At 64.8% G+C, this 24,924-nt stretch carries 27 protein-coding genes and 1 tRNA gene; 20 read left to right on the top strand and 8 right to left on the bottom strand.

The window, feature by feature from the left end:
• Positions 1-97: 97 nt before the first annotated feature.
• Positions 98-174: transfer RNA gene (locus tag K3163_RS00975), tRNA-Arg, on the bottom strand.
• A gap of 144 nt (positions 175-318) precedes the next feature.
• Between K3163_RS00975 and K3163_RS00970 the strand changes: the two genes are divergently transcribed.
• The 10 genes from K3163_RS00970 to K3163_RS00925 all read left to right on the top strand — a co-directional run bounded on the left by K3163_RS00970 (position 319) and on the right by K3163_RS00925 (position 10,016).
• Complete coding sequence (locus K3163_RS00970) at positions 319-717, top strand: hypothetical protein (protein WP_221551008.1); 399 nt, start codon at positions 319-321, stop codon at positions 715-717.
• A gap of 72 nt (positions 718-789) precedes the next feature.
• Positions 790-1,275 (top strand): MmcB family DNA repair protein, encoded by a 486-nt coding sequence (locus tag K3163_RS00965; RefSeq protein ID WP_221551006.1) that lies wholly within the window; start codon positions 790-792, stop codon positions 1,273-1,275.
• 49 nt (positions 1,276-1,324) lie between these two features.
• Entirely contained in the window at positions 1,325-2,041 is a 717-nt protein-coding gene (locus tag K3163_RS00960; protein WP_221551005.1) for a sterol desaturase family protein, read from the top strand.
• Positions 2,041-2,502 (top strand): DUF2141 domain-containing protein, encoded by a 462-nt coding sequence (locus K3163_RS00955; protein WP_221551003.1) that lies wholly within the window; start codon positions 2,041-2,043, stop codon positions 2,500-2,502. The genes K3163_RS00960 and K3163_RS00955 overlap by 1 nt, the downstream gene beginning before the upstream one ends.
• A 104-nt stretch (positions 2,503-2,606) precedes the next feature.
• A complete protein-coding gene (locus K3163_RS00950) occupies positions 2,607-4,820 on the top strand; it encodes a PAS domain-containing protein (protein WP_221550998.1) in 2,214 nt (737 codons plus the stop codon).
• Between the two features lie 57 nt (positions 4,821-4,877).
• Positions 4,878-5,993, top strand: coding sequence for a phosphatase domain-containing protein (locus K3163_RS00945; protein WP_221427226.1), 1,116 nt, complete (start codon positions 4,878-4,880; stop codon positions 5,991-5,993).
• An 11-nt stretch (positions 5,994-6,004) separates the two neighbouring features.
• A complete protein-coding gene (locus K3163_RS00940) occupies positions 6,005-6,916 on the top strand; it encodes an alpha/beta hydrolase (protein ID WP_221550988.1) in 912 nt (303 codons plus the stop codon).
• 11 nt (positions 6,917-6,927) lie between these two features.
• Positions 6,928-8,319, top strand: coding sequence for a M48 family metalloprotease (locus K3163_RS00935; RefSeq protein WP_221427228.1), 1,392 nt, complete (start codon positions 6,928-6,930; stop codon positions 8,317-8,319).
• 21 nt (positions 8,320-8,340) lie between these two features.
• Positions 8,341-9,027 carry a DsbA family protein gene (locus K3163_RS00930; protein ID WP_221550978.1) on the top strand — a complete coding sequence of 229 codons (687 nt, stop codon included), beginning with the start codon at positions 8,341-8,343 and terminating at the stop codon, positions 9,025-9,027.
• The gene (locus K3163_RS00925) at positions 9,024-10,016 is read left to right on the top strand and encodes a PDZ domain-containing protein (RefSeq protein WP_221550976.1); all 993 of its coding nucleotides are present in this window, start codon (positions 9,024-9,026) and stop codon (positions 10,014-10,016) included. Before K3163_RS00930 ends, K3163_RS00925 begins: the two co-directional genes overlap by 4 nt.
• 4 nt (positions 10,017-10,020) lie before the next feature.
• On the opposite strand, the gene K3163_RS00920 is transcribed toward K3163_RS00925, so the two are convergent.
• The gene (locus tag K3163_RS00920; RefSeq protein ID WP_221427231.1) at positions 10,021-10,629 is read right to left on the bottom strand and encodes an HD domain-containing protein; all 609 of its coding nucleotides are present in this window, start codon (positions 10,627-10,629) and stop codon (positions 10,021-10,023) included.
• A gap of 74 nt (positions 10,630-10,703) precedes the next feature.
• On the opposite strand from K3163_RS00920, the gene K3163_RS00915 reads away from it, so the two are divergent.
• The 7 genes from K3163_RS00915 (at position 10,704) to K3163_RS00885 (ending at position 15,896) form a co-directional block, all read left to right on the top strand.
• Entirely contained in the window at positions 10,704-11,921 is a 1,218-nt protein-coding gene (locus K3163_RS00915) for a sensor histidine kinase (protein WP_221427232.1), read from the top strand.
• A complete protein-coding gene (locus tag K3163_RS00910; RefSeq protein WP_221427233.1) occupies positions 11,918-12,715 on the top strand; it encodes a LytR/AlgR family response regulator transcription factor in 798 nt (265 codons plus the stop codon). Before K3163_RS00915 ends, K3163_RS00910 begins: the two co-directional genes overlap by 4 nt.
• A gap of 17 nt (positions 12,716-12,732) precedes the next feature.
• A complete protein-coding gene (locus tag K3163_RS00905) occupies positions 12,733-13,350 on the top strand; it encodes a hypothetical protein (RefSeq protein WP_221550974.1) in 618 nt (205 codons plus the stop codon).
• Positions 13,343-14,209: a carboxylating nicotinate-nucleotide diphosphorylase gene (nadC, locus tag K3163_RS00900; protein ID WP_221550972.1), complete on the top strand. Its 867-nt coding sequence runs from the start codon at positions 13,343-13,345 to the stop codon at positions 14,207-14,209. Before K3163_RS00905 ends, nadC begins: the two co-directional genes overlap by 8 nt.
• 39 nt (positions 14,210-14,248) lie before the next feature.
• Positions 14,249-14,695 (top strand): hypothetical protein, encoded by a 447-nt coding sequence (locus K3163_RS00895; protein ID WP_221550971.1) that lies wholly within the window; start codon positions 14,249-14,251, stop codon positions 14,693-14,695.
• Positions 14,692-15,393, top strand: a complete 702-nt coding sequence (locus K3163_RS00890) for a ribonuclease T2 family protein (protein ID WP_221550962.1) — start codon at positions 14,692-14,694, stop codon at positions 15,391-15,393. The genes K3163_RS00895 and K3163_RS00890 overlap by 4 nt, the downstream gene beginning before the upstream one ends.
• A gap of 212 nt (positions 15,394-15,605) precedes the next feature.
• The gene (locus tag K3163_RS00885; RefSeq protein ID WP_221550960.1) at positions 15,606-15,896 is read left to right on the top strand and encodes a hypothetical protein; all 291 of its coding nucleotides are present in this window, start codon (positions 15,606-15,608) and stop codon (positions 15,894-15,896) included.
• A 75-nt stretch (positions 15,897-15,971) separates the two neighbouring features.
• Here the strand turns inward: K3163_RS00885 and K3163_RS00880 are convergent, their stop codons facing one another.
• Positions 15,972-16,427, bottom strand: a complete 456-nt coding sequence (locus K3163_RS00880; protein WP_221427238.1) for a nucleoside deaminase — start codon at positions 16,425-16,427, stop codon at positions 15,972-15,974.
• 156 nt (positions 16,428-16,583) lie between these two features.
• On the opposite strand from K3163_RS00880, the gene rpmB reads away from it, so the two are divergent.
• Positions 16,584-16,871: a 50S ribosomal protein L28 gene (rpmB, locus tag K3163_RS00875; protein ID WP_221427239.1), complete on the top strand. Its 288-nt coding sequence runs from the start codon at positions 16,584-16,586 to the stop codon at positions 16,869-16,871.
• A 51-nt stretch (positions 16,872-16,922) separates the two neighbouring features.
• Here the strand turns inward: rpmB and K3163_RS00870 are convergent, their stop codons facing one another.
• The 4 genes from K3163_RS00870 to xseA are packed head-to-tail and all read right to left on the bottom strand — an operon-like array spanning position 16,923 to position 20,595.
• Entirely contained in the window at positions 16,923-17,915 is a 993-nt protein-coding gene (locus tag K3163_RS00870) for an esterase-like activity of phytase family protein (RefSeq protein ID WP_221550949.1), read from the bottom strand.
• 45 nt (positions 17,916-17,960) lie between these two features.
• Positions 17,961-18,899 (bottom strand): M23 family metallopeptidase, encoded by a 939-nt coding sequence (locus K3163_RS00865; protein ID WP_345719685.1) that lies wholly within the window; start codon positions 18,897-18,899, stop codon positions 17,961-17,963.
• A complete protein-coding gene (locus K3163_RS00860; protein ID WP_221427241.1) occupies positions 18,896-19,105 on the bottom strand; it encodes a DUF2093 domain-containing protein in 210 nt (69 codons plus the stop codon). The genes K3163_RS00865 and K3163_RS00860 overlap by 4 nt, the downstream gene beginning before the upstream one ends.
• Positions 19,106-19,128: 23 nt before the next feature.
• Positions 19,129-20,595, bottom strand: coding sequence for an exodeoxyribonuclease VII large subunit (xseA, locus tag K3163_RS00855; RefSeq protein WP_221550947.1), 1,467 nt, complete (start codon positions 20,593-20,595; stop codon positions 19,129-19,131).
• Here xseA and purD point away from each other — a divergent pair.
• The gene (gene purD / locus K3163_RS00850; RefSeq protein WP_221550945.1) at positions 20,594-21,871 is read left to right on the top strand and encodes a phosphoribosylamine--glycine ligase; all 1,278 of its coding nucleotides are present in this window, start codon (positions 20,594-20,596) and stop codon (positions 21,869-21,871) included. The genes xseA and purD overlap by 2 nt on opposite strands.
• Positions 21,872-22,043: 172 nt before the next feature.
• On the opposite strand, the gene K3163_RS00845 is transcribed toward purD, so the two are convergent.
• Positions 22,044-22,433, bottom strand: coding sequence for a UrcA family protein (locus K3163_RS00845; RefSeq protein ID WP_221550943.1), 390 nt, complete (start codon positions 22,431-22,433; stop codon positions 22,044-22,046).
• Between the two features lie 384 nt (positions 22,434-22,817).
• Here K3163_RS00845 and K3163_RS00840 point away from each other — a divergent pair, with 384 nt between their 5' ends.
• Positions 22,818-24,746, top strand: a complete 1,929-nt coding sequence (locus K3163_RS00840; RefSeq protein ID WP_221550941.1) for a winged helix-turn-helix domain-containing protein — start codon at positions 22,818-22,820, stop codon at positions 24,744-24,746.
• The last annotated feature ends 178 nt before the right edge of the window (positions 24,747-24,924 follow it).

The raw sequence follows: 24,924 nt of genomic DNA, 5'->3' as shown, positions 1-24,924 counted from the left end.
GGCTTGTCCCGGCGACGATCTAGGACGTTTCGTGCAATTTGGCGAGTGCGACGAAACAATGACACACGGGAGCGCGCTGGCGATTTCGCGAAAAGTGTGGCGCACCCGACAGGATTCGAACCTGTGGCCTCTGCCTTCGGAGGGCAGCGCTCTATCCAGCTGAGCTACGGGTGCATGCCGTGGCGCGGGCGCTTAGCAAGGCGGGCGCGCCGCTGCCAGCGAAAATCGCCGCGCGCCCCTTCGGCGAGCCGCCATTAACCGATCTACAAGGTCCCGCATTAGGGTTTTGGCAAGCGGCACGCCCTAGCCTCTTTTGTCATGAGCTCGATGTCGCACGAATTCGACCTGACCGGGGCAACCATGCTGCCTCCTGCCCAGAAACGCGGCGGTGCCGTGCCCGGGCCGGAGGAACTCGCCGCCCAGTGGGACGCGGTGCACGATGCCGCCGCGGCAGTCGCAACGCTGGCGCAGCTCGGCAGCGAGGAACCGGACGAAGCGGCCCGCACTCTGCCGGCGCGCGCGGCCACCCTCCCGAAAGCGCATTATGCCATCGTGGCCTGCGCGATCGACGATCTCGCAGCGGTCATGCAGCCCGGCCTCAGGGCCCTGCTCGCGATGACCGACAAGGGCGAGGATACGACCAGCGCGGCACTGACCCTGTGGCGCGAATTCCACAAGGCGCGCGAAGCTATCGCGGCGCTCGTCCCCGAAAGCTGAGGACCCGGCCCGAGGCAATTTCCCGGCAAGCGCACGCTTGACCGCGTTCCCATTCTGTTCCATTTTTGGGGCATGAGTGATTCCCCCGTTATCGATCCCGCGCTCGACGCGCCCAGCGTGTTTCGCGGCATCCAGCGCCTGTTCGCGCGCAACGATGTCTGGCTGCTGCCCGAAATGCCGCTGCGCAACGGTCGCCGCGCCGATTTGATGGGCGTCGACCCCAAGGGCCGCGTGATCATCGTCGAGGTGAAGGTCCAGCGCGGGGACCTGCTCGGTGACGGCAAGTGGCCCGACTATCTCGATTTCTGCGACCGGTTCTACTGGGGGCTCCCGCCGCATCTCGACCGCGCGGTGCTCGATCTCGACGACTACCGCCCCGATTGCTGCGGCATCGTGGTCGCCGATGGCTATGACGGCGAGATAGTCCGCCCGGCACCGCTCCAGCCGCTCGCCGCGGCACGCCGCAAGACCGAGGTCGAGCGGCTGGCACGTGCGGCCATGCGCCGCGCAACCGTTGCGCTCGATCCACACTGCAGCCCCTGGGGCAACGCCGAATAGCACTGCGCTGTTGCCGCGCGCCTGCGTGCGCCATAGGCTCGCTGTAGCCATGTGGACCGCGATCTTCCTCTCAGCTGCCGCGATGACCGCGATCGTCGCGCTGCGTTACCTCGCCTCCTCGGGCATTTTCGCGCTGGTCACGGGCAGGAAGCGGCCCGGCTACCATGCCGAGCTCGGCCCGCAGATCCGCCGCGAGATCGGCTGGTCGCTCGCCTCCGCGGCCATCTACGGCGTGCCCGCGGGGATCGTCGCATGGGGCTGGCAGGAGCATGGCTGGACCCGCATCTACACCCAGTGGGACGCGATGCCCTTGTGGTACCTGCCTCTCGCGCCGCTGATCTACCTCGTCCTCCACGACACGTGGTTCTACTGGACGCACCGGCTGATGCACCGCCCGGCCTGGTTCCGCGCGATGCACGCCGTCCACCACGCGAGCCGCCCGCCCACCGCATGGGCAGCGATGAGCTTCCACCCCTGGGAAGCGATCACGGGTGCGATCGTCATCCCCGTCCTCGTCTTCCTCGTGCCGATCCACGTCGCCATGCTCGGGCTTGTCCTGCTGGTGATGACGATCATGGGCGTCACCAATCACATGGGCTGGGAAATGTTTCCCCGCGCGCTGGTTCACTCGCGGTTAGGGGGATGGCTGATAACCGCCAGCCACCACCAGCGACATCATGAAGAGTATCGATGCAATTACGGCCTATATTTCCGCTTCTGGGACCGGCTCTGCGGGACCGACAAGGGCTTGAGCCCCAACGCGTGATGCGCGTGGTCGCCTTGCCTGCGATCGCCCTCGCCCTTGGCGCGGGCGCGCCTGCTCCTGCTCCGGCGAAGGCCTTGGCGGAAGGAGCGAGCATCACGGTGACGATCACCAATCTGCGCAATGCCGACGGCGTGGTGCGCGCCTGCATGACCACGCAGGAGAAGACCTTCCCGCGTTGCCGCGGCGTTGCCGGTGCGCATGCGGCCACGGTCGCGGCAAGCGACGGGACCGTCACGCTGACCTTCGACGGCGTGAAGCCCGGCCACTATGCGATCGCGCTGCTCCATGACGAGAACGAGAACGGCAAGGCCGACCGCGCGCTGGGGATGATGCCGAAGGAAGGCTTCGGCTTCTCGCGCGATGCCAAGGTCCGCATGGGCCCGCCCAAGTTCTCCGACGCGGTGTTCGAAATGGGCACGCAAGACCAGTCGCTGACGATCAAGATGCGCTACATGCTCTAGGGGCCCGCGCCACCGGGGCATTATCCTTAACCCTAATTTTACTACAGCTCCCCCATAGGTTTGCCTGAATAACGAAACTCGTATTTCGAAGGGCAATTGCACCTATGGACAGGCTTGGCGGCGCATTCGATTCGTTCGACGGTCACGATTCTTTCGACGATTTCGTCGACGACAGCGACTCGCACTCGAACCCTCCACCCTCGCCGGTGGGCCAGGACGAGCGCCGCATGCAGGTGCGCGCCTACAACCACTGGGCGAGCCTGTTGGGCGACAACCGCCTGCCGGCAATCGAGGATCTCGAACCCGAATTCCTCGGCGATTTCGGCCCGCACTCGGTCCTGCTCGATTTCTCGACCGGTTCGTCAACGCCCACGATCCAGTTCATCGGCGACAAGCTTTCGCGCGAATGCGGCCTCTACGAGGATATCGAGGACCTGTCCGAGGTCCCGCAGGATTCGCTGCTCAGTCAGATCGCCGACAATTACCTCAAGGTCGTGTCCGAACAGGCGCCGACCGGTTTCGAAGCCGAATTCGTCAACGCCAAGGGCGCGACCGTTCTCTACCGCGGCATCCTGCTGCCCTATTCGAGCGACTGCGAAACGCTCGACTTCGTCTATGCCGTGATCAACTGGAAGGAAGTTGCCGACGCCGAGACGGCCGATGCGCTGCTCCAGCAGATCGACGATGCGCTGGAAGAAGAGGCCGTAGCGCCCGTCGCCGAGGCGCCGAACCCGGCGCCGCTGCGCAAGCGCAACCCGCTGCAGCTTTCCGATCCCGAAGAAGCACCGAGCCTTGCCCCGGCTGCTTTCGAAGCTCCGGTCGAAGAAGCGGCCCCGTTCGAAGAACAGGCTCCGTTCGAAACCGAGGCCTTCGAGGAAGCGGAAGAAGCCTCCGCTCTCGCCCCGCTCGCAGCGCCCGGCTCCAAGGGCCGCGGCGTCGACGCACTGGGCAACCCGATCGGCGGCGCACCTGCCGGCGATGCGGAATCCGGCGAGGGCGAGGATGGCTACAACAGCCCGATGACTGCAGCCGACTACGGCCTGCCCGAGTGGGATGACGAGGATTACGAGGAAGACGACGTTGACGAGGTGATCAACCCGCTCGCCGATATCGACCTCAACAGCCGCCTGCTCTCGCTCGTGAACCCGCAGGCGCGGGTCAAGAAGTCGCTCGACCTCCATGGCGAGGAAGGCGAGGACGAGACCGCCGGGGAAGCGGAAAGCCTCGACAGCGTGGACGAGACCTATTTCGCTGCCGAAGAGGCAGACGAAGACTTCGCCGCGGAGCCGGCACCGGAGGCAGTGGCCGAGGAAGAGGCATTCGCGGAAGACTACGCCGAGCCGGTCCTCGAAGAAGCCGAGGCCTTCGAGCCCGTCGCGGAAGAAGTCGAAGAGGAATTCGCCGAAGAGCCGGTGGAAGCGGAGTTCGAAGCCCCCGAAGTTGCCGAGGAAGAAGTCGCCGAGTTCGAGGCCGAAGCCGAACCGGCCGCCGAGGAACTCGCCGAGGAAGCCTACGAAGAGCTTGCCGAAGAGCAGCCCGAGGAAGAAGTCTTCGCAGCAGTGGCTGGCGAGGACGAACTCGAAGCCGTTCACGAGGTGGAAGCAGTCTCCGACGAGCACGCCGACTTCGTGGAAGCCGAAGCCGTCGAGGCCGAGGAAGAACCGTTCGAGCTGACCGAGGAATTCATCGAGGAAGACGCCTACGAGGCGATCGAGGAATTCGGCGAGGAAGCCGCATTCGAGGAAGAGCTTGCCGAGAGCGAGCCGGAGATCGTCCTCGAGGCACCGGAAATCGTCCTCGAAGCGCCCGATTTCGCGGAAGAGCCTGCCGTTGAAGAGGTGGCCGAAGAAGACGAGGTGGTCGAAGCCATCGTCGAGGAAGCCGAGGCCGAAGAGCCGGTCTTCGATGAACCGGTCGCCGAAGAGCCTGCCAATGTCGGCCCGCAGCCGATCAGCGCGGCCGAGCTCGAGCAGAGCCTCGAAGTGGCAAGCCAGCTCGCACAGCCGGCCGCAGTCGAAGGCGGCGACAAGAGCAAGGCGCTCTACGAAGCCGTTCGCCTCGCCTACGATCTCGCCTCCTACCTGCGCCATGAAGGCAATGCCGCGGTCACGCAGGAAGCTTCGGACAGCATCGATGCACTCGCCGAACAGCTGCGTGAACTCGAAGCGCGCGACCTTCGCGATCTCTCGATCCGCGGTCCGGAATTCGCACTCGTCATGGTGCGCCGGGGCGAAAACGGCGAGCTGACCGTGCTGGGCGAAGTCCCGCAGGAGCAGGCGCTGGTGGGCAATGCCGCGCGCAAGCTGCTCGGCCGCTAAGCCCTTTAGGACAAAAGCCTTGTGGTATCGGGGCCCGGCGCGCTAGCGACCGGGCCCATGCCCTTTTTCCCCTCCGCGCCGATCCGCATCCAGCCCTATTTCGGCTATCGCAACGAGGAACGGCTGTTCATCACCGCCAGGGCCCTGCGCTCGCGCGTGGACAATTTCGAGAAGCGCGGGAAATGGCGCGCAATGCGCACGATGATGGGCCAGTTCGCCAGCCACGAGGTCAAGGATCTCGCGGTCGAGCTCGAGCTGGTCTCGCCATCGGGCAAAACGCAGCGGCACAAAGGCGTTACCGACAAGGAAGGCTTCGTCCATTTCGACGTGCCCCTCGAAGGCGACTGGCCCTATGCCGAGAATACCGAGTGGGAAGTGGTGACCTTCCACTGGGAGAACGGCGAGGGCAAGCAATGCGGCGACGGCCATGTGCTCGCGCCCGGCAAGCACACCGCTCTCGCCATGATCTCCGATATCGACGACACCATCATCGAGACCGGCATCACCGGCGATTTCCGCGCGGTGCTGCGCAACTGGCGCCGCGTGCTGATGCAGATGCCCGAAGAGCGCATCCTCGTGCCCGGCGCCGACATGTTCTACAATGCGCTCGGCGGCAATGCCGGCCTACCCGAGGGCGAAGGCCATGCGGGCGACCACCTGCCCGCATCGCGCCGCCCGTTCTTCTACGTGTCCTCCAGCCCCTGGAACCTGTTCTCCTATCTCGTCACCTACATGCGCGGACGCGGATTGCCATTGGGGCCGATCAGCCTGCGCGACTGGGGGCTCAACCGGGCCACTTTCGGATCGTCGAGCCACGGCGCGCACAAGAAGGCCGCGATCATGGGCATCCTCGCGACCTATCCCGAGATCAAGTTCGCGCTCCTCGGTGACGATTCGCAGGGCGATCTCACCGCCTTTTCCGCCATCGCGGTCGAGAACCCCGACCGCATCCGCGCCGTGTTCATCCGCAAGGTGGGCGAGGAAATGAGCCCCGAGGAAGTCGCCGCCAAGGCCGCCCTCGAGGCCGCGGACATTCCGCTATGGCTCGGCGAAGGCTATGAGGAGGGACGCAAGTTCCTGTCCTCGATCGGATTGCTCGAAGACGAGGAGGCCGACGCGGTCGTCAAGTCGGTCGGCCATGGTGAAACCGAAGAAGAGAAGGCGACGGCGTGAGGCGCAGGATCATGTTGATTGCAGGTTCGATCATTGTCCTCATCATCGCCGGCTACGGCGGGCTGACGCTTGCGCTACGCAACAATCCGCATGCGGTGCTCGACACGGTCGACCGGATCGTGGGCCCGTCGAATTCGGTGGCGCAGGTCCACGAGGCCAGCACCGGTGCCGACCCGCAGCAACGCGTGCTCGTCCACCGCGCGGGCAAGACGGAAGGGCCGCTGCCGGTACTCGTGTTCTTCCATGGCGGCAGCTGGGCGCATGGCGATCCGCAGCATTACGGCTTTGCCGCGCGCAGTTTTGCAGAAGAGGGCTTCATCGTCGTCCTCGGCGGATACCGGCTGGGTGAGCGCGGGCGCTATCCCGCCATGCTCGAGGATACGGCGGCAGCGGTCGCATGGGTGCACCAGAACATTGCTGAACACGGCGGGGACCCTGAGCGGATCTTCCTCGGCGGGCATTCGGCAGGAGCCTACAACGTCGCGCAGGTCGCGCTCGAGCCGCGGTGGCTCGAAACGGCCGGTGTGCCTTCGGGCGCGGTGAGGGGCGTGATCGGCCTTGCCGGCCCCTATGATTTCTACCCCTACGATTCGGCTTCGACAGAGGCGACATTCGGGTCTGTCGGCGCCGGTGAGGAGAGCCAGCCGGTCAACCACGCCCGCGCCGATGCGCCGCCGCTGCTTCTGGTGCACGGGGAACAGGATACGCTGGTAAAACCACGCAATTCGCGCGCTCTTGCCGCTGCGATGGCAGATGCCGGAGGCCAGGCGGAGACGCTGTTCCTCCCCGATGGCGACCACAATGCGCCGCTCCTTGCCCTCGCAAATCCGTGGCGACGCGATCCGACCGTGCGCAACCGTGTAATCGCTTTCCTGCGCGACAAGGCAAAGGTTTCAGTTCCGGTTCAGCCGCAAACCCCTTAGGCTGGCCGCCGATGCGCCTCTTTGCCCATTTTCTCGCCTTCATCGCCCTCGCGACCTTCGTCGGGCAGCCGCTTGCCGCGCAATCCATCCTGCGCGACGCGGAGACCGAGGCCTTCCTCCAGGACATCGCCGATCCGCTCGTCGAGGCCTCGGGCCTTGCGCCGGGCAATGTCGAGGTCGTGCTGATCAACGATCCCTCGATCAACGCCTTCGTGGCGGGCGGGCAGGTGGTCTATATCCATTCCGGCCTGATCGACGCGGCGGACACCGCGAACGAAGTGCAGGGCGTGATCGCACACGAACTCGGCCACATTACCGGCGGGCACATCATCCGCATCCGCGAAGGTTATGGCGCAGCCACGCAGATCACGCTCCTCTCGATGCTTGCCGGTATCGGAGCAGCGCTGGCTGGCGCAGGCGATGCCGCGCTGGGCCTGATCATGGCAGGCCAGCAGGCGGCGATCGGCAAGTTCCTCGCCTTCAGCCGCACGCAGGAAGCCAGCGCCGATGCCGCAGGGGCCGAATATCTCTCGCGCGCCGGGATTACGGGCCGCGGTTCGCTCGCCTTCTTCGGCAAGCTGCTGAACCAGGAAATGCGCTACGGCATCAGCCAGAACGACGAGGCGGGCTTCTATCGCACCCACCCGCTCTCGGGTGACCGTATCTCGAAGCTGCGCGAAACCTACGAGCGCGATCCGGCGTGGGACGCACCGCTCGATCCCGACTGGGAGCGCCGCTTCCAGCGCGTGAAGGCGAAACTGCAGGGCTATATCGCCAAGCCCGAGGCGACCTTGCGCGACTATCCGGAAACCGATCAGTCGACGCCCGCCCTGCTGGCGCGCGCCTATGCCTATCACAAGGAAGCGCGTGTCGACCGCGCGCTCGAGGCTGCCGATACGCTGATCGCCCGCGATCCCGAAGATCCCTATTTCCTCGAGCTGAAGGGGCAGGTGCTGCTCGAATCGGGCCGCCCGGAAGAGGCCATTGCGCCGCTGCGCCGCGCAACCGAGCTTACGCTTGCCGAACCGCTGATCGCCTCCCTGCTGGGACACGCGCTCATCGCGACCGAGGACAAGGACAATTACGAGGAAGCAGAAGGCGTGCTGCGTGCCGCCGTGGGACGCGACCGGTACAACCCCTTTGCCTGGTACCAGCTTGGCGTAGTCTATGCGGCAAGGGGCGATATGCCGCGCGCACGGCTGGCGAGCGCAGAGCAGCAGGTGATGAACCGCCAGTACCCGCTGGCGCTTCGCAGCGCACAGGCCGCAGAGGCCGCGCTGCCCTATGGTTCGGCGGACTGGCTGCGCGCGCAGGATATCGTCATGGAAGCGCGCGCGCTGATGGAACAGCAGTGCGAACTGCAGAACGGGCGCAATTGCGTCAACGAACGCGGTCGGCGCTAGGTTTTTACGAGGGGCAAGCAGATGAAACACCTCCTGACCGTGGTCATCGCGGTGCTCGGCGGATTTGCCGGTGCGGCAATCTGGTCGCTCACCGGTGTCGGTAATTCGATGACCCGCGATTACCTGATCGAAAACCCTGAAATCCTTCCGGAAATGGCGCGCGCCTACCAGGCGCAGGAGGCCGAGAACCGGCTCGCTTCGGTGGGTGACGAGGTGCGAGAGCCCTTCCCCGGGGCCATTTTGGGTAACCCGAATGGTTCGCGCACGCTGGTCAAATTCACCGATTACGCATGCGGATACTGCCGCGCGAGCGTCGCCGACGTCGACCGCCTGATCGCCGAAGACCCCGAGCTGCGCGTGGTGATCCGCGAATGGCCGATCTTCCAGGGCAGCGAGGCCGCATCGCGCATGGCACTTGCCGCTGCGAACCAGGGCAAGTTCGACGCATTCTATCACGCCATGTTCGCCAGCGGCCCGCCCACGGCCGAAAGCATTGCCGCCGCCGCCCGTAGCGCGGGGATGGACATGGAGGCCGCACAGGCCTTCGGATCCTCCGATGCTGCTACCGCCGAGCTGGCACGCAACGAAGCCTACGCCCGCCAGCTGGGCTTCACCGGCACGCCGAGCTGGATTGCCGGCAATGCCGCCTTCGAAGGCGCGGTCGGCTTTGCCGAGCTCAATGCAGCGGTGAACAACGAGGCGTCTTGATAAGGCCTTTCGCCCTCCTGATCGCAGCGCTGGCCTTCGTGCCGCTGTCACCGGCAGCGGCCGAAGAAGATCCCTTGCGCGAATTCCAGCGCCTCGAGGGCAGGCTCTACACCGCCGGATACCGGCTCGCGCTCGGCAATGCGCCTTTCTGCGAGGATACCGTTCCGGCGAGCGGCTTCGCGATCCACGATGCCGCCTCTTACGGCGAGGCCAAGGCAGTGCGCACCCACCTCGGACTGCGCGGCGATATCGGGGTGCAGGCGGTCGTGCCGGGCTCTCCGGCCGAAGCTGCCGGACTGCGGGTGGACGATACCATCCTCGCGATCGGCGGGCGCATGGTCGAGACGACCTGGCCTCCGACGAAGGAGGGCTGGCAGCGCGGGGTGACGCTGCTCGGCGCCATCGCCAGCGAGGGAGGAGACGGGACGCTCGACCTCCTTGTCGCGCGCCCCGGCAGCGACCTTATCCGCCTGTCGATACCCACGGCACCAGCCTGCGCATCGCGTTTCGAAGTGCTCGATTCCTCCGATGTGGCGTGGGCCGACGGCAAGCGCGTGGCAATGGGCCGCAAGTGGCCGCCCTTCGCCTATGAGGACGACGACGCCTTTGCCGCCTCGGTCGCCCACGAGCTGGCGCACAATATCCTCGGCCACCTCGTCACCTTCGAGGAAACCGGCCGCAAGCGCACGCTGACCCGCCTGTCCGAACGCGATGCCGACCGGATCATGCCCTGGCTCCTCTGGAATGCCGGCTATGACCCGCGCGGCGCGGTGCGCTGGATGCAGGCGTGGGGTCCGAAACATGGCGGCGGGCTGCTGCGCAAGCGCACGCATGACGGCTGGGACGAGCGCGTCGAGTTTATCGAGGGCGAGATCGTCACGCTACGGGCGAAGATCGCGCAGCATGGCTGGAGCCGCGGCGAGGCCGACTGGCGCAGCCATTTCCGGCAGGAACTTACGGACGAGCTGGCGCGCCGCGAAGCGCGCTAGCGGCTCAATCCTCGACCGCGGTCTTGTACATCGAGGCGAGCGGCTTCTCCATCACCCGGCGCACCATCGGCTCGAAGAACTCGAGGCTTTCGCTCTCGTAATCGGGATCGAAGGCGGCCTGGTCGTACTTTTCGCAGAATTCCGCACAGGCATCGAAATGCGGGCTGTCGCGGAATTTCTCGCGCAGGTCGCGGTCCATGCCGAGGTGGTGGAAGTAGTAATAGCCCTGGAAGGCGCCGTGGTTCTGGCAGATCCAGTGGATTTCCTCGGTCACGAAGGGCTTGATGATCGCCGCGGCGACCTCGGGGTGGTTGTAGCTGCCCAGCGTGTCGCCGATGTCGTGGAGCAGCGCCATCACCACATATTGCTCGCCGCGCCCGTCACGGTGGGCGCGCGTCGCGGTCTGGAGCGAATGTTCGAGACGGTCGACGGGGAAGCCGCCGAAATCGCCGTCGAGCAGCTTCAGGTGTTCGAGCACGCGGTCGGGGAGGTCCTTCGCGAATTCGCGGTATTCCGCGCCGATGATCGCCCAGTCCTCCTTGGTGCCTTCCTTCATTTCACGGAACTTCGCGCGTTCGGCGAGCGAGTGGGCAAGGTTTTCCGGCTTGTTCATTGAGACTCTCCTCCAACACCCCACATAGTAGCCGCTGGCGCTCGAGCCTGCAATTGCGCTAGGGATCGGAGCCAATGGCCGTGTTGCCCCTCAGTCCGACGCCGTTCTTCGCGAACAAGAACCAGGCGTTCTGGAACCTCCAGCTGGCAGGCTGGGGCGGAACCGCGCTGCTGCGCGCCATGTCGGCATTCGCCAACGGCCAGCCGCTCGAGTTCTTCTTCGTCATCCTGATCGCCACGATCACCGGCTTCTCGATCAGCCTGATCCTCTCGGTCGTCTACGGCTACCTGATCAGGCAGCGCCCGCTCGTGACCTGGGGCGGGACCGCGCTGGTGCTGGGCGTGGCGGTGGGCGCCTATGCCTTCATCGACAGCTGGGTGCTCGGCCTGACGCGCTCGACCGCCGAAACCGGCTTCGTGCGCATCTTCATCGGCATCTACTTCTTCGACCTGACGCTGCTCGGCGCATGGTCCGCGCTCTATTACGCGATCAACTTCTTCCTGCAGGTCGAACAGCAGGCCGACCGGCTCGAACGGCTCGAGGCGCAGGCGACGAGTGCGCAGCTCGCCATGCTGCGTTACCAGCTCAACCCGCACTTCCTGTTCAACACGCTCAATTCGATCAGCACGCTGGTGCTGCTCAAGCAGTCCGAGCCGGCCAACGCCATGCTCACGCGGCTGTCGAGCTTCCTCAGGCACACGCTCGTCACCCAGCCGGGCGGCAAGGTCACCGTTGCGCAGGAGGTCGAGACGCTGAAGCTCTACCTCGATATCGAGCGCATGCGCTTCGAGGAGCGGCTGCAGACCGAGTTCCGCGTCGAGGAAGCCGCTTCCAAGGCTCAGATCCCTTCCATGCTGCTCCAGCCGCTGATCGAGAACGCGATCAAATACGGCGTCAGCCCGCAGGAGGAAGGCGCGACCATCTCGCTGCTCGCGCAGATCGTCGGCCCGCGCCTGCGCATCACGGTTTCCGACACCGGCCCCGGCGTCGATGTCGGCGGCGTGGCCGAGGACCTTCCCGCGGTCATGGCCACCCACAAGCGCCGCGATTCCACCGGTGTCGGCCTTGCCAACATCCGCGACCGTCTCGCCCAGGCCTATGGCGACGATCACCGCTTCGAAATCCGGTCGCCCGAAAGCGGCGGATTCACCGTGCTGATCGAGATTCCGCACGAATTCGCCGACGCTGCGGAGCCTTCCGCCGAAGGCCGTTCGACAGCTGCGGTGAAACCGGCCACCCCCCAAAGCGTTGAATCCCCCACAACGCCCCAAAAGGTAAGTACTGCAAGATGACTATCCGCACGATCCTCGTCGACGACGAAAAGCTCGCTATCCAGGGCCTCCAGCTGAGGCTCGAACCCTTCGAGGATGTCGAGGTCATCGAGACCTGCCAGAACGGACGCGAGGCGATCCGCGCGATCAAGACGCTCAAGCCCGACCTCGTCTTCCTCGACATCCAGATGCCCGGTTTCGACGGCTTCTCCGTTGTGCAGGGCGTGATGGAAATCGACCCGCCGCTGTTCGTTTTCGTCACCGCCTTCCAGGAACACGCGATCCGCGCCTTCGAAGCCAATGCGGTCAACTACCTGATGAAGCCGGTCGACGAGGACAAGCTCGCCGACACGATCGAACGCGTGCGCCAGCGTCTCGCCGAGAAGAAGAGCAGCGACGAGGCCGATCGCCTGCGCGGTGTCCTATCCGAAGTCGCGCCGGAAGCGGCGCAGGACATCGAGGGCGAGGATGCCGAGGCCGCAGGCCGCTATGAGAAGCTCATCAACGTGAAGGACCGCGGCCAGATCTTCCGCGTCGAAGTCGACACGATCGAGCATATCGAGGCCGCGGGCGACTACATGTGCATCTACACCGGCGACAATTCGCTGATCCTGCGCGAGACGATGAAAGATCTCGAACGCCGGCTCGACCCGCGTACCTTCCAGCGCGTCCACCGCTCGACCATCGTGAACCTCGACCAGGTCCGCCAGGTCAAGCCGCACACCAACGGCGAATGCTTCCTCGTGCTCGACAGCGGCGCCGAAGTGAAGGTAAGCCGCTCCTACCGTGACGTCGTGGCGCGCTTCGTACACTGACAAACGTGATGGGGCGCATGCGAAAAATCTCGATCCTTGGCGCGGTCATGGCGGCGATGCTTGCCGCTGTGCCCGCTAACGCGCGCGAGTGCACTCTGCGACTCGTACCGACCAACTATGTGGTGGCGCAGTCGGTCAGCTCGGATTCGGTTGTCTTTTCCTATTCGAGCCTGCCCAATGCAGCATCTTTCGCGGAAACCTTCGCGCCCGACAATCAGGCCGCGATCCTCGAAAACCTGTTCGCGGATTTCGAGCTCGAAGGATATGACTTCACCCTCGAGCGCGCCGCACCGATACCCGACGTCCTGAATTTCCGCCAATCGTCACCGCCGCTGGCCGGCGGCTCAAGCGGATGCACGGTCGAAGTAATCACGCGCGAAATCAAGATCATGCGTTTCGCGCTGACCGGGCAGACGGCCAGCTGGATCTATATCGTCCGGATTTTCGGCGAGGACGCCAAGCCCTCCTACAAGGTCATGCGCGGCATCGGCGGCAAGATAAAGCCGCGCAAGGACGAAGATCCCTCGCTCACCACAGGTAGAGCGGTAAGGCTTATCGAGGATGGCCTGCCCGAAATCCGGGCTCGCGTTGCCGAGGGCCTTGCCAAGACCTTTGCGAGGGGAAGCGATGACTGACGAATTCACCCTCCCCGGCTTCGACATCGAAAGCTTCGTTCGAGACACGCTGGCCGAGGATCTCGGCGAGGGGCTGCCGGGCGGCGGACGCGACGTCACCAGCGAGAGCGTGATCCCCGAGGACGCGCGATTTTCAGGCGTCATGGACACGCGCGATGCGATCCACGTCGCGGGGCTGCCGGTCGCCGAGGCGTTCTTCCGCGCGCTCGACCCCGACATGCAGATCGATATCCTCGTCGAAGAGGGCGCAAGCGTTCCAGCCGGGACCGACCTGATGCGGCTGGAGGGCAATGCGCGCGCCATGCTCACCGCCGAGCGCGCGGCATTGAACACCGTCCAGCATCTCTCGGGCATTGCGACGATGGTCGCCGAATACGTGGCGGCGATGGACAATCCCGATTGCACGCTGCTCGACACCCGCAAGACCATTCCGGGCCTGCGCCACCTCGAGAAATACGCCGTGCGGATGGGCGGCGGGGCTAACCACCGGATGGGCCTGTGGGATGCGGCGATGATCAAGGACAATCACGTCCTCGTCGCAGGCAGCGTTGGCGAGGCAGTGCGCCGCGCGGTCGAGGCGGGCGTGAAGGACATCATCTGCGAGGTCGACCGGATCGACCAGATCGAACCCGCGCTCGAAGCGGGCGCAACGCGCCTTCTGCTCGACAATATGGAGCCCGACACATTGCGCGAAGCGGTCTCGCTGGTCGCGGGCCGTGCGCCCACCGAGGCCAGCGGCGGGATCAACCTCGATACGATCCGCGCCAAGGCCGCGACCGGAGTCGATTACGTCTCTGTGGGCAGGCTCACCCAGAGCGCGCCGGCGGCAGATATCGGACTGGACTTTACGCCGCTCTGATTTAGGGGCAATTTCTCTCCGGATTTGAAGAGGAAGCCCATGCGGCCATCATCGATACTCTGGTTCGAACGGATCTATCTCGTCGCCCTGGCGCTCGGGGCATTGCATGCTGTCGTCAATTTCGACGCGTCGCTGGCGCGCCTCGAGAGCGAGCCCAGCATCGCGATATTGGGCGGGGCCTCGTCCTTCGTCGTCGCGATCATGGTTTTCAGCTTCCTCATTTCGCTGCTGTTCTGGTTCCTGATCGCGCGCAAGGGGAGCAATTTCGCCAAGTGGATCCTGGTGCTGTTCACGGCCATCGGCCTGTTCATGCTGCCCGGTACGCTCGAGGCGATGACCGAAAATGCAAGGCTGGTGACCATCACCCTCACCGCGCTGCAAGTGATCGCGATCGCATTCCTGTTCCGGCGCGATGCGCGTGAGTTCCTGGCGAGCGACCCGACCAGCCCCGCGCTCGAGGAAAGGCAGGGCGTCAACCTCCAGTGACGCGCGCCGCGGCTTGCCTCCTGGCCTTTGCGGCGCTGGCCAGCGCCACACCGCTGGCAGCACAAGCCTATCAATGCAGCCTGCCCCGCAGCGTCGATATCCCGCGCATCGACACGGAGAGGCCGCGCCGCCTGCCGGTCACCGGCTACACGCTGGCATTGAGCTGGTCGCCCGAGTTCTGCCGTTTCCGCGAAGACCAGCGGCGCCATGCGCGCCAATGTTCGGGTGACAGCGGCCGCTTCGGCTTCATCGTCCACGGCCTCTGGCCGGACAGCGAGCGCAGCTGGCCGCAATGGTGCGGCGGGCGGCAGCCGAGCGAAAGCGACCTTCGTCCCAACCTCTGCATCAGCCCCGATGCAAGGCTGCTCGCTCGCCAGTGGGCGAAGCACGGCAGCTGCATGACACGCCGGCCTTCGACCTACTTCAAGGTCACCCGCATCCTTTATGGCGGACTGCAATGGCCGGACTTCGTGCGCATCAGCCGCGAGGACGACCTGACCGTCGGCACGATCCGCAAACGCTTCGCCGATGCCAATCCGGGCTGGTTTCCCGAGGCGGTGGGCGTCGTGCTCGACAACCGCGGATGGCTGGAAGAGCTCCGTCTCTGCTACGACAAGCGTTTCATGCCCGAAGCCTGCGACCGGCAACGCTACGGGGCGCAGGATGGTGAGCCGGCGAAGATCTGGCGCGGGCTTTGAGAAACGCAAGCCCGCAACTTACGGTTTCTGTTTAAAACTGAAAATCATTGAAAACAAAAGCAAATTGTGGGCCTGCGAATATTTTGCTAAGTGCCTGGTCCTGCGCAACGCAATCAGTCAGGGGTCAACGAATTCGCTGATGTTGTGCGGACAATAAGGTCGCCTGTCGAAAATGCGGATTTCTCCGCAAGCCATCTCGAGAGGTATGTTTCATGAAAAAGGTAATCTTCTGCGTCACTTCCATGGCAATGGCATCGGCAATGGCCGTTTCGGCACCCGCAGCCGCGCAGGGCCAGAGCGAATTCAACAAGGCCGTGGTCGAATTCTGCAGCGCGTTCGGCAACGACTCGACCGGCCCGGGCCTCCCGACGAAAGGCAGCTGCATCAGCTTCTACCAGGTCGGTGGGCCGGTGGCCTTCTGCAAACAGCTCAAGGACTTCGAAGCCCTCGAATTCTTCGGCTTCTCGACGCAGGGTGAATGCGTCGCTGCGCTGCAGGACTGAGGCTAGCAGCCAACACCGAGTAGCAGGCCGCGGCGTTTCGCTGCGGCCTGTTTCGTTTCCGGCGTCGATGGATCGTCAGCGCCGCTCCCTGAAGAACTCGCGCAGCAACTCGGCCGCTTTCGCCTCGCCGATCCCGGCATAGACCTCCGGCTTGTGCAGGCATTGCTCCTGCTCGAAGACCCGCGCGCCGTGTTCGACCGCGCCACCCTTGGGGTCGTTCGCGCCGTAATAGAGCTTGCCGATCCGCGCATGGACGATCGCGCCCGCACACATGGCGCATGGCTCCAGCGTCACCCAGAGCTCGCAATCGGTCAGCCGTTCCTGCCCCAGTGCCTCGGCTGCGCGGCGAATCGCCAGCACTTCGGCATGCGCGGTCGGGTCGTGACGCTCGCGCGGGGCGTTGTGCGCCTCGGCAATCACCTCCCCGCCGCGCGTGATCACCGCGCCGACGGGCACTTCGCCGGCAGCCGCGCTGGCCTCGGCCAGTTCGAGCGCACGTTTCATCGGTTGCGGGAGGGTCCAGGAAGACATATCTGCACCCTCGCTAGCCCCGGCTTTGCAGGCGCGCAACGTGCTTGACGATTCGGCTACCCGCCGCTATGCGCGCCGCTTTCCGGGAATAATGAGCCCCGCACCCGCATTTGCGGCCAAGGGAACTCGCCCGCCCATTCGAACGAGAGACGTATCATGTCGCGCATTTGCGAACTCACCGGCAAGGGCCGCCAGGTCGGCAACAATGTGAGCCACGCCAACAACAAGACCAAGCGGGTCTTCCTGCCGAACCTGCAGAACGTCACGCTGCTGAGCGAAAAGCTCGACCGCAGCTTCAAGTTCCGCGTTTCGACCCAGGGCCTGCGCTCGGTCGAGCACAATGGCGGTCTCGACAACTGGCTGCTGAAGACCAAGGACGAGAAGCTTTCGGCCAACGCGCTCAAGGTGAAGCGCGAGCTGAAGAAGGCCGTCGCCGCCTCGTAAGGCCGCGGCGCTCCGGCGTCAGCTATCTGCCGATTCCAAAGGCGCGCGGGTTCACTCGCGCGCCTTTTGTCGTGCGCGGCGCCCGTCCGGCTGCCAGCTCAGCTTGAGAAGCAATGTGCGCTGGTAGCTGGCGAAATTGTCGTCCGAGATCAGCCACAGGCTCCAGCTCCCGTCGCTCTCCGCGATCGCGGTGACGCCTTCGAAATTCTCGCTCGGAAGCGGCTCGTCGATCTGCGCGAGGAACTGGCTTGCGAGCACCTTGTCTTCCCCGATCCGCGAGGGAACGAACGTCGCCAGCATCACGGGAAAGCGTGGCGGAAGGCCAAGCTCGAAACCCCGCAAGAGGACGACGACCCGCCCGTCGGGAAGCAGTGCCGCATCGGCAGGACGGTAGCCCTCTCGCCCCGCGAAAACGAACGGGACCGGCAGCTGGCCGGCGACGGGATCGCCGGGAAACAGCAGCGCGTTGTGGTGGCCGTCGCCGCGCCTGCGCTCCTCGATCACGATGAAGCGGCCATCGGGCAGGCGCACGAGCGATTCGGGGCCCGAATTGCTACCCCAGTCCTTCATCGCCTGCGGCCGGTACTGCCTCTCGCGCTTGAGATCGGGATCGAAGCGGATGATCTCCTGCGACCATTCGAGACCCGCCCAGACGCGGCCTGTCGCCGGATCGTTGGTCAGCGATTCGAGATCGACCCGCGTCTTGTCGACCCGCTCGAAGGCGAGGAACTGTTCGAGCGCGATTTCTCCCGCCGGCCCGTCGGGGCGTGGCAGCTTCATCAGTCGGCCCGCGTCGTTCGCGGCAAGCAATACGCCGGGCTTCCACTGGACCAGCGCGGAATAGCCGCCGAAGTGGTCGTTCTCGCTGGCAAGCTCCCAGGCACCCTCGAGCACCAGCGGTCCTGCTTTCAGGCCCCGCACGTCGAGGCGGGTGATCTTTACAGGGGAAGTGTAGTCGGGCTCGGGCAGTTCGCTCCGCACGCAGGTGCCCGGCGCGAGCGAGAGGGCCAGCAGCCCGGCGAGGATCTTGCGCGTCACACTCATCGGCCTGGGGGAGCTAGCCTTTCGGCAGGCTGAGCGGAACCGCGATCACGGCATGGGGGGAAGGAAAAGCAGCGGATCGAGCCGCGCATCGCGCCACATGAGGCTCCAGTGGAGGTGCGGCCCCGTCGCGCGCCCGGACGCACCGACATTGCCGAGCAGCTGGCCCTGTTCGACCTTGTCGCCCTCGCTCACGGCAAGCTGCGAGAGGTGGATGAAGGCGCTGTTGAGCCCTGCGCCGTGGTCGAGGATGATGATCCCGCCCTCGAGGCTGAAACCCGTTCGTGCGAGCACCACCGTGCCATCGGCGGGCGCGACGAAGGGGGCTCCGTTACCGGGTGCGATATCGATGCCCGAATGGTAGCTGCCCGGCTCGCCGCGATAGATGCGCTGGCGCCCGAAGCGGCCCGAGATGCGGCCCGTGACCGGCCAGATGAAGTCCTGCCTCCAGCCCTCGGCGCCGGTTTCCCTTGCGCGGGCATCGCGGATCGCCAGCCACTCGGGCTCGCGCTTCTTCCACCAGGCCTCGCTGCCGCCACCTGTGCCCTTGGCGACGTTCACGCGCTCGATCTGCCAGTCGCGCGGGGCGATGCTGAGCGTCTGCTTGCGCGTCTGGCCGTCAACTTGCGTCAGGACGAGTTCTATCGCGGATCCCGCGTCGCGATCCAGCCCGATGAAGAAACTCTTGTCCTGCGGATCAAATGCAACCGGCTCGCCATTGGCGGTGATCGAGGAAATATGCGCAGGTGCGACACCGCGCATCCAGCCGCCTTGCTCTAACTCTCCAGTCAGGTTTGCTTCGTCAGGCGTCGCAAGCGCGATACGCGAACCTACGTGGACCTGATCGTCAGCTTCGGCAATCACCCGTGCTTCGGGGGAAGCAGCAGTGGTCGGTTCGGCTTCCGAGGCGGACACCACAAAGGCTTGCGGCGTGGCCAGCGCGAGGCCGGCGATCAGGACGAGAGGTGCGACCCTGCGCCAGCTCACGGTTTCAGGCGTTCGGTCGCCAGTTCGGCGCTCGCATAGGCTTCCTGGTATTCGACCGACCAGTAGCGCAGCTCCTCGAGTGCGATCGGCGTACCGCTGGCCGCGCAGAAGACATGCTGGCCCGCGCGCAGCACGCGGAAGCCGTTGGGACCGTATTGCAGCTTGGCCTCGCCCGAGGCGGGGCCGGAATTCTTGTTCATCAGCATGGGCCTATCCTAGCAGGGCTCGCTTACCCAAACAAATCATCCTGCGCGGGCGGCGTTCCCTTTTTTGCAGGCTTGCGGCGGGGGGCAGGTGCAGGGCGCGGCGGCGGGGCATCGCCGGTTGCGACCTCGAGATCGCCGTCGCGGAACTTGAGCGTGAGCGCAGCTTCCTTCGCTGCCTCCGCACGGTCGGTCAGCGTCCTGCCGTCAGATGCAGTGACACGAACAAAGCCACGCTCGAGCGGACGCTCGGGATGGAGCTGTTCGGCCAGGCGCGCGATGGCGGCGAGCTTTTCGCGGCGGTCGGCAAGCGGGCGCTCGATCAGCGAGGGCGCCAGCCTGACATTCGCAAGCGACTTCTTGGCATCGCGCAGGCCCCGTTTGAGCGTGGCGGGCGAGAGACGCAGATTGCCCAGCCGCTCGCGCCCCTGCGCAGCGCGGTCGTGCAGTCCCCTGCGCAGCCGTTCGGACAAATCGTCGAGCGCCTGGCCCTGCGGCTGCAGCAGCGCCTCGGGCGAGGGCAGCCGCTCGGCGCGCGTCTGCAGCCTTTCGCGGCCCAGCTGCACCGGCCGCAGGATCGCGCGCTTCTTGCGTGCACCGAAATCGGCCAGCGTCGCCGCAAGCTCGGCGCGCACCGGCACCGCGATCTCCGCCGCGGCAGTGGGCGTGGGAGCGCGGCGGTCGGCGGCATAGTCGGCGAGCGTCGTGTCGGTCTCGTGCCCCACCGCGCTGATCGTCGGGATCGAGCATTCGGCGATGGCGCGCACGACCACTTCCTCGTTGAAGCTCCACAGGTCCTCGATCGAGCCGCCGCCGCGCGCGACGATCACGAGGTCGGGACGGTCGGCATGGCCCTCGGGCATAGCGGAAAAGCCGCGCACCGCGCCCGCGACCTGCTCTGCAGCGCCCTGCCCCTGTACCAGCACCGGCCAGACGATCACGCGGCTCGGGAAACGGTCCGCCAGCCGGTGGAGGATATCGCGGATCACCGCGCCGGTGGGCGAAGTGACCACGCCGATGGTCCCGGGCAGGAAGGGAAGGCGGCGCTTGCGACTGTCGTCGAACAGCCCTTCGGCCTGCAGCCGCGCCTTGGTCTTTTCGAGCAGCGCGAGCAGGGCGCCCTCGCCCGCCAGCTCCATCCGCTCGACCACGATCTGGTATTTCGAGCGCCCCGGATAGGTGGTCAGCTTGCCGCTCGCGACCACCTCGAGCCCGTCCTCGGGCTGGAACGGCAGGCGCTGCGTATTGCCGCGCCACATGACCGCGTCGATCACCGCCTTCTCGTCCTTGAGGCTGGCATAGAGATGCCCCGAGGCGGCGCGCTTCACGCCCGACAATTCGCCGCGCAGCCGCACGAAGCCGAAGCGATCTTCCACCGTGCGCTTCAGCAATTGCGAGATTTCGCTCACCGACAGCGGCTCGGCGTTGTCGCCGGCGCGGGACCTCGCTACCAACCCCTCATTGTTGTCATCCGGTGGGAAATTTGCAGCCATGAATATCCTTTTGCTCGGCAGCGGCGGTCGCGAACATGCGCTGGCGTGGAAACTGGCGCAATCGCCGCAATGCGACAAGCTGTGGGCGAGCCCCGGCAACCCCGGGATGGAGGAATGCGCCAGCCTCGTCGCGCTCGATAGCTCAGATCACGCCGTGGTGGTCAAGTTCTGCGAGGACAACGCAATCGGCCTGGTGGTGATCGGCCCCGAGGTCCCGCTGGTCGAAGGTCTTGCCGACAGCCTGCGCGCAGCAGGCGTCGCCGCATTCGGCCCGTCGAAAGCCGCCGCGCAGCTGGAGGGAAGCAAGGCCTTCACCAAGGAGCTGTGCGAGCGCGCGAAAATCCCGACCGCCAAGTTCATCCGCTGCACCTCGCTCGAAGGGGCATGGGGCGCACTCAAGAAGTTCGATGCGCCCTTCGTATTGAAGGCCGACGGGCTCGCGGCGGGCAAGGGCGTGGTGATCGCCGAGACCCGCGAGGATGCGCAGGAAGCGCTGTCCGAAATGTTCGACGGCAAGTTCGGCAGCGCGGGCAGCGAAGTCGTGATCGAGCAGTTCCTCAAGGGCGAGGAAGCGAGCTTCTTCGCCCTGACCGACGGCGAGACGATCGTGCCGCTGGCGAGCGCGCAGGATCACAAGCGCGTGGGCGATGGCGACGAGGGCCCCAACACCGGCGGCATGGGCGCCTATTCACCCGCCCCGGTCCTGACCGACGCGCTGCGCGAGCGGACGATGCGCGAAATCATCGAGCCCACCGTGCGCACCATGCGCGAGGAAGGCATGCCCTATTCGGGCGTGCTCTATGCCGGGCTGATGCTGACCAAGGACGGTCCGCAGCTGATCGAATACAACGTCCGTTTCGGCGATCCCGAATGCCAGGTGCTGATGATGCGGCTGGAAAGCGACCTCGTCGAACTGATGCTCGCCTGTGCCGAGGGCCGTCTCGGCGAAATCGACGCGCCGACGATGTCGGACGATTTCGCGCTGACCGTGGTGATGGCGGCCGAGGGCTACCCCGGCACGCCCAAGAAGGGCGGCAGCATCACCCTCGGCGAGGCAGAGGCGAACGGTGCCAAGGTCTTCCATGCAGGCACCAAGCGCGAGGGCGACCAGCTGGTCGCAAACGGCGGCCGCGTGCTCAACGTGACGGCTCGCGGATCGAGCGCCACCGAGGCGCAGCGCAATGCCTATGAAGCGGTCGACGCGATCGATTTCGCCGACGGCTTCTGCCGCCGCGACATCGGCCAGCGCGAAGTGCGCCGCGAACGGCACGGGTGAGAACGCCGCCTTAAGCTAAGGTCCGCTTTTGGACACCCGACGGCTGGATCGGCGCATCCGACAATGGTGGCAAGCGGACACCAGACCAAATTTCCATTGGTTTCGAGACATCTCCGGCGTCACATCGACAGCCCGCAGTGCAGCCGATGCGACGCCGAAGCCGGGGTATCTCTCACTTGGCCGCCTTGCTTCCGGCCGAAACCATCACAGCGAGCCGGGTGGGGGCGGCTTTGCCCAAAGCGAGCCGTGCAGCGGCATCTGCAATTTGTCGGTCAGCCTCGTCCCATGCATTCTCGCGGCATTCCCTGTGATCCGGATAGATCTTGATCGGACCCTGGATGCGTGCGGGGCAGGCCCAGTTCACGGCCACTGCAACACGGCTCCTCAGGCGCTCCATGTCCTGTGCCTGCGAGATGTCGAGATCGTTGAAATCGACGATCCGGACACGCGCATCAGGGGCTGCCTCGACGAGAAGGTCGGGGGTTTCCTGGGCGTGCAGCGGTGCTGCAATCGACAGGGCGGCGAGACCGGTGACGATGGTTGCGATACGATTCTTGCTCATTTGACTATCCTTTCCTCATGCGTTTTCGGTCGCGGCGGGAAACAGGAAAATGCAACCCGGAATGTGAGTTGCGGCCTCCGCGATCGATCAAAGTGCTCTTCATCCAGAGGGCCCGGGATTTCCGCTTGCCCGTTGGTGAGGCCTTTCTGCGCCGAGGCGGGAAATGGTGCCTTGGCAGTTGCATGAGGATTGCGTGAAACTTCGCTGAAACCTGTTGTTTTCCTTAAGGATAATCAAAGAAAGCCAAGCAAATCAGGCGCTTGCCCTTCCGCCGGAAGGTCGGCGGGCGGTCCCAAAAAATTGGCAATTCGCGCCGGTTTGTGACAAGAACACAAGACCGACCGACGGCGACAGCTTTCCTTAAGGTCGGGGAAAGGGGCCGGTGTGGAAGAGTTTCGCATCGGGTCGCATATCTTGCAGCCGCATCGCCAGCTCCTGCTGGATGGCGAACATGTGCACCTCGGCCCCCGCGCCCTGTCGATCCTGACGCTCCTCGCGGAGCGATGCGGGGAGGTCGTCACCAAGGACGAATTGATGGAAGCGGTCTGGCCCGACGTCACGGTCGAGGAGAACGCTTTGCAGGTCCATGTAACTGCAGTCCGCAAGGCGTTGGGAGACGATGCCGGCCTGCTCCACACGCTGCGAGGTATCGGATACCAGCTGGATGTGGCCGAGGCGCTCGAACCACCCCGCGGTGCGGGTGATATGGAACCGCCCGCTGCCGATGAGGATGTTGGGCCCGTTCGCCGAAGTACCGGTCCATCCTCCCTGGTCATCGCCGGCCTCGGAATACTGTTCGTGATCGCGGCGATCGCGACCGTATTCCTGATCGGATCGACCAGCAGCCCCGCCCAGCAAGCGCCCACTTCGCTCGCAGTCCTGCCGTTCAAGGCAAGCGGAGATGACGAATGGCGGGAGCGCGAGGAAGCCTTTACCGCTTCGATCTCCAGCAACCTTGCCCGCGTCCCGGGTATAGACCTCGTCCCCAGCGCTGCGATCGACGCCTTGGACGGCCAGAACCTCTCGCCGCAGGAAATCGGCAGGCGACTGGGTGTCGATCACTTCATCGAGGGCGATATTCTGGCATCGGACGATCGCCTTGTGAGCCAGGTCAAGCTGGTTGAAGCGCGCTCCGGACGAGCCATCTGGTCGCGGGAAATCGCGGGGTCGCGGCCCCATCCTGACGAGTTCGAAGCGCTGTTGCTGACCCGCCTTTCCGGGACGATCCTCGCCCTGCGCCGCATGGCCAGTGACGAGCTCCAAATTCCCGAAGATCTCGATCCGCGGGCCTACGAGGCGTATCTCGATGGCCTCGCCTTCATGACCGCACGCGATTCATCCGATTGGCAACACGCTCTGCGACAAATGCAGCTTGCCACTTCGATCGAACCCGACTTCGCTGCCGGTCATGCAGGGGCGGCTTACGTACTCGCGATTGGGACTAACAGCACCTTCTTTATGCTCTCACGTGACGAGTACATTGGTCTCTATCAAGAACACAAAAACAAGGCACTCACGCTCGATCCGGAAAGCTTTGAGGTCGAACTCGCTGAAGCCATTTTCCAGCTCAACACACATGGAGATATCGGCGGGGCGCTCGCGACTGCGCAAGACCTGCTTGAGCAACGGCCCAATGATTCGAGGGTCAATACGTTCATGAGATCCGCGCTCCATATGGCAGGTCGCTCGAGAGAGGCTGTGACCCATGTCGAACGCGCCATGGCGGCTGATCCTTTCAATCGGATCCTCAAGCGTTTCCATCGTTATTCACTCATTGCGGCTGGTGACTATCCCGGGGTTGAGCGAAGCGCATCGGAATGTCGGATTGATTGCTGGTTTGCTGCCTTTCAGTGGTGGAGCGCGCTGCTGCAGCACGGCACCACGTATGATTATCGGATGGATACCGGCACCATTGCCGAAATGGCCGAAGACGAGCGCGCTTTCTACTCGGGGGAATTGGGGCAGGCGCGATCAATGAGGATGCACACTGATTTCATTTTCTTCGGGGATCGCGGCACGGTGGAATGGGATGTGGAGGGGCATGATGGCTTGATGCCGCCTAGCGACTGGCTCTTGATCTTATTGCTCTACGGATATGTCGATGAGGCATTCGGGCTCGTGGAGAACTTCGATTTCAGCCGTCAGGGCGTTCACATCGTGATGCCGCTCCTGGTCAGAGGGCGGCTAACTGCCTCCGACGAGCTCCGCGCCGATCCTCGCTACGTGGCGATGTTCGAAGAGCCCCATATTAAGGCGTTGGTCGATTATCGGAGAGATCACGGTGTGACCGACGGTTTGCCGATCACCCGGTGACTGTGAGCTGGGGTTTCGCAGGAATCCAGAGCCCGTGATCGGGTCGTTGTCGGAATGTCTACTTTTCCGGAAATATCGCTAGGAAGGGGACGGAAGTCAGCGGTCGCAGAACTGCTCTTTCCTACTCGCTCGCACGTTCGGTAACGTCAGAACCGCTCTTTCAAATCGTATTCCCCCC

The organism is Qipengyuania xiapuensis, from assembly GCF_019711395.1.
Lineage (GTDB): Bacteria > Pseudomonadota > Alphaproteobacteria > Sphingomonadales > Sphingomonadaceae > Qipengyuania > Qipengyuania xiapuensis.
This window is presented reverse-complemented; position numbering and strand designations above follow the sequence as displayed.

What these genes read in the sequence shown, in the direction of transcription:
- K3163_RS00970 (WP_221551008.1), top strand. Translation starts at nt 319, where the DNA reads ATGAGCTCGATGTCGCACGAATTCGACCTGACCGGGGCAACCATGCTG.
- K3163_RS00965 (WP_221551006.1), top strand. Translation starts at nt 790, where the DNA reads ATGAGTGATTCCCCCGTTATCGATCCCGCGCTCGACGCGCCCAGCGTG.
- K3163_RS00960 (WP_221551005.1), top strand. Translation starts at nt 1,325, where the DNA reads ATGTGGACCGCGATCTTCCTCTCAGCTGCCGCGATGACCGCGATCGTC.
- K3163_RS00955 (WP_221551003.1), top strand. Translation starts at nt 2,041, where the DNA reads ATGCGCGTGGTCGCCTTGCCTGCGATCGCCCTCGCCCTTGGCGCGGGC.
- K3163_RS00950 (WP_221550998.1), top strand. Translation starts at nt 2,607, where the DNA reads ATGGACAGGCTTGGCGGCGCATTCGATTCGTTCGACGGTCACGATTCT.
- K3163_RS00945 (WP_221427226.1), top strand. Translation starts at nt 4,878, where the DNA reads ATGCCCTTTTTCCCCTCCGCGCCGATCCGCATCCAGCCCTATTTCGGC.
- K3163_RS00940 (WP_221550988.1), top strand. Translation starts at nt 6,005, where the DNA reads ATGTTGATTGCAGGTTCGATCATTGTCCTCATCATCGCCGGCTACGGC.
- K3163_RS00935 (WP_221427228.1), top strand. Translation starts at nt 6,928, where the DNA reads ATGCGCCTCTTTGCCCATTTTCTCGCCTTCATCGCCCTCGCGACCTTC.
- K3163_RS00930 (WP_221550978.1), top strand. Translation starts at nt 8,341, where the DNA reads ATGAAACACCTCCTGACCGTGGTCATCGCGGTGCTCGGCGGATTTGCC.
- K3163_RS00920 (WP_221427231.1), bottom strand. Translation starts at nt 10,629, where the DNA reads ATGAACAAGCCGGAAAACCTTGCCCACTCGCTCGCCGAACGCGCGAAG.
- K3163_RS00915 (WP_221427232.1), top strand. Translation starts at nt 10,704, where the DNA reads ATGGCCGTGTTGCCCCTCAGTCCGACGCCGTTCTTCGCGAACAAGAAC.
- K3163_RS00910 (WP_221427233.1), top strand. Translation starts at nt 11,918, where the DNA reads ATGACTATCCGCACGATCCTCGTCGACGACGAAAAGCTCGCTATCCAG.
- K3163_RS00905 (WP_221550974.1), top strand. Translation starts at nt 12,733, where the DNA reads ATGCGAAAAATCTCGATCCTTGGCGCGGTCATGGCGGCGATGCTTGCC.
- nadC (WP_221550972.1), top strand. Translation starts at nt 13,343, where the DNA reads ATGACTGACGAATTCACCCTCCCCGGCTTCGACATCGAAAGCTTCGTT.
- K3163_RS00895 (WP_221550971.1), top strand. Translation starts at nt 14,249, where the DNA reads ATGCGGCCATCATCGATACTCTGGTTCGAACGGATCTATCTCGTCGCC.
- K3163_RS00885 (WP_221550960.1), top strand. Translation starts at nt 15,606, where the DNA reads ATGAAAAAGGTAATCTTCTGCGTCACTTCCATGGCAATGGCATCGGCA.
- K3163_RS00880 (WP_221427238.1), bottom strand. Translation starts at nt 16,427, where the DNA reads ATGTCTTCCTGGACCCTCCCGCAACCGATGAAACGTGCGCTCGAACTG.
- rpmB (WP_221427239.1), top strand. Translation starts at nt 16,584, where the DNA reads ATGTCGCGCATTTGCGAACTCACCGGCAAGGGCCGCCAGGTCGGCAAC.
- K3163_RS00870 (WP_221550949.1), bottom strand. Translation starts at nt 17,915, where the DNA reads ATGAGTGTGACGCGCAAGATCCTCGCCGGGCTGCTGGCCCTCTCGCTC.
- K3163_RS00860 (WP_221427241.1), bottom strand. Translation starts at nt 19,105, where the DNA reads ATGCTGATGAACAAGAATTCCGGCCCCGCCTCGGGCGAGGCCAAGCTG.
- purD (WP_221550945.1), top strand. Translation starts at nt 20,594, where the DNA reads ATGAATATCCTTTTGCTCGGCAGCGGCGGTCGCGAACATGCGCTGGCG.
- xseA (WP_221550947.1), bottom strand. Translation starts at nt 20,595, where the DNA reads ATGGCTGCAAATTTCCCACCGGATGACAACAATGAGGGGTTGGTAGCG.
- K3163_RS00845 (WP_221550943.1), bottom strand. Translation starts at nt 22,433, where the DNA reads ATGAGCAAGAATCGTATCGCAACCATCGTCACCGGTCTCGCCGCCCTG.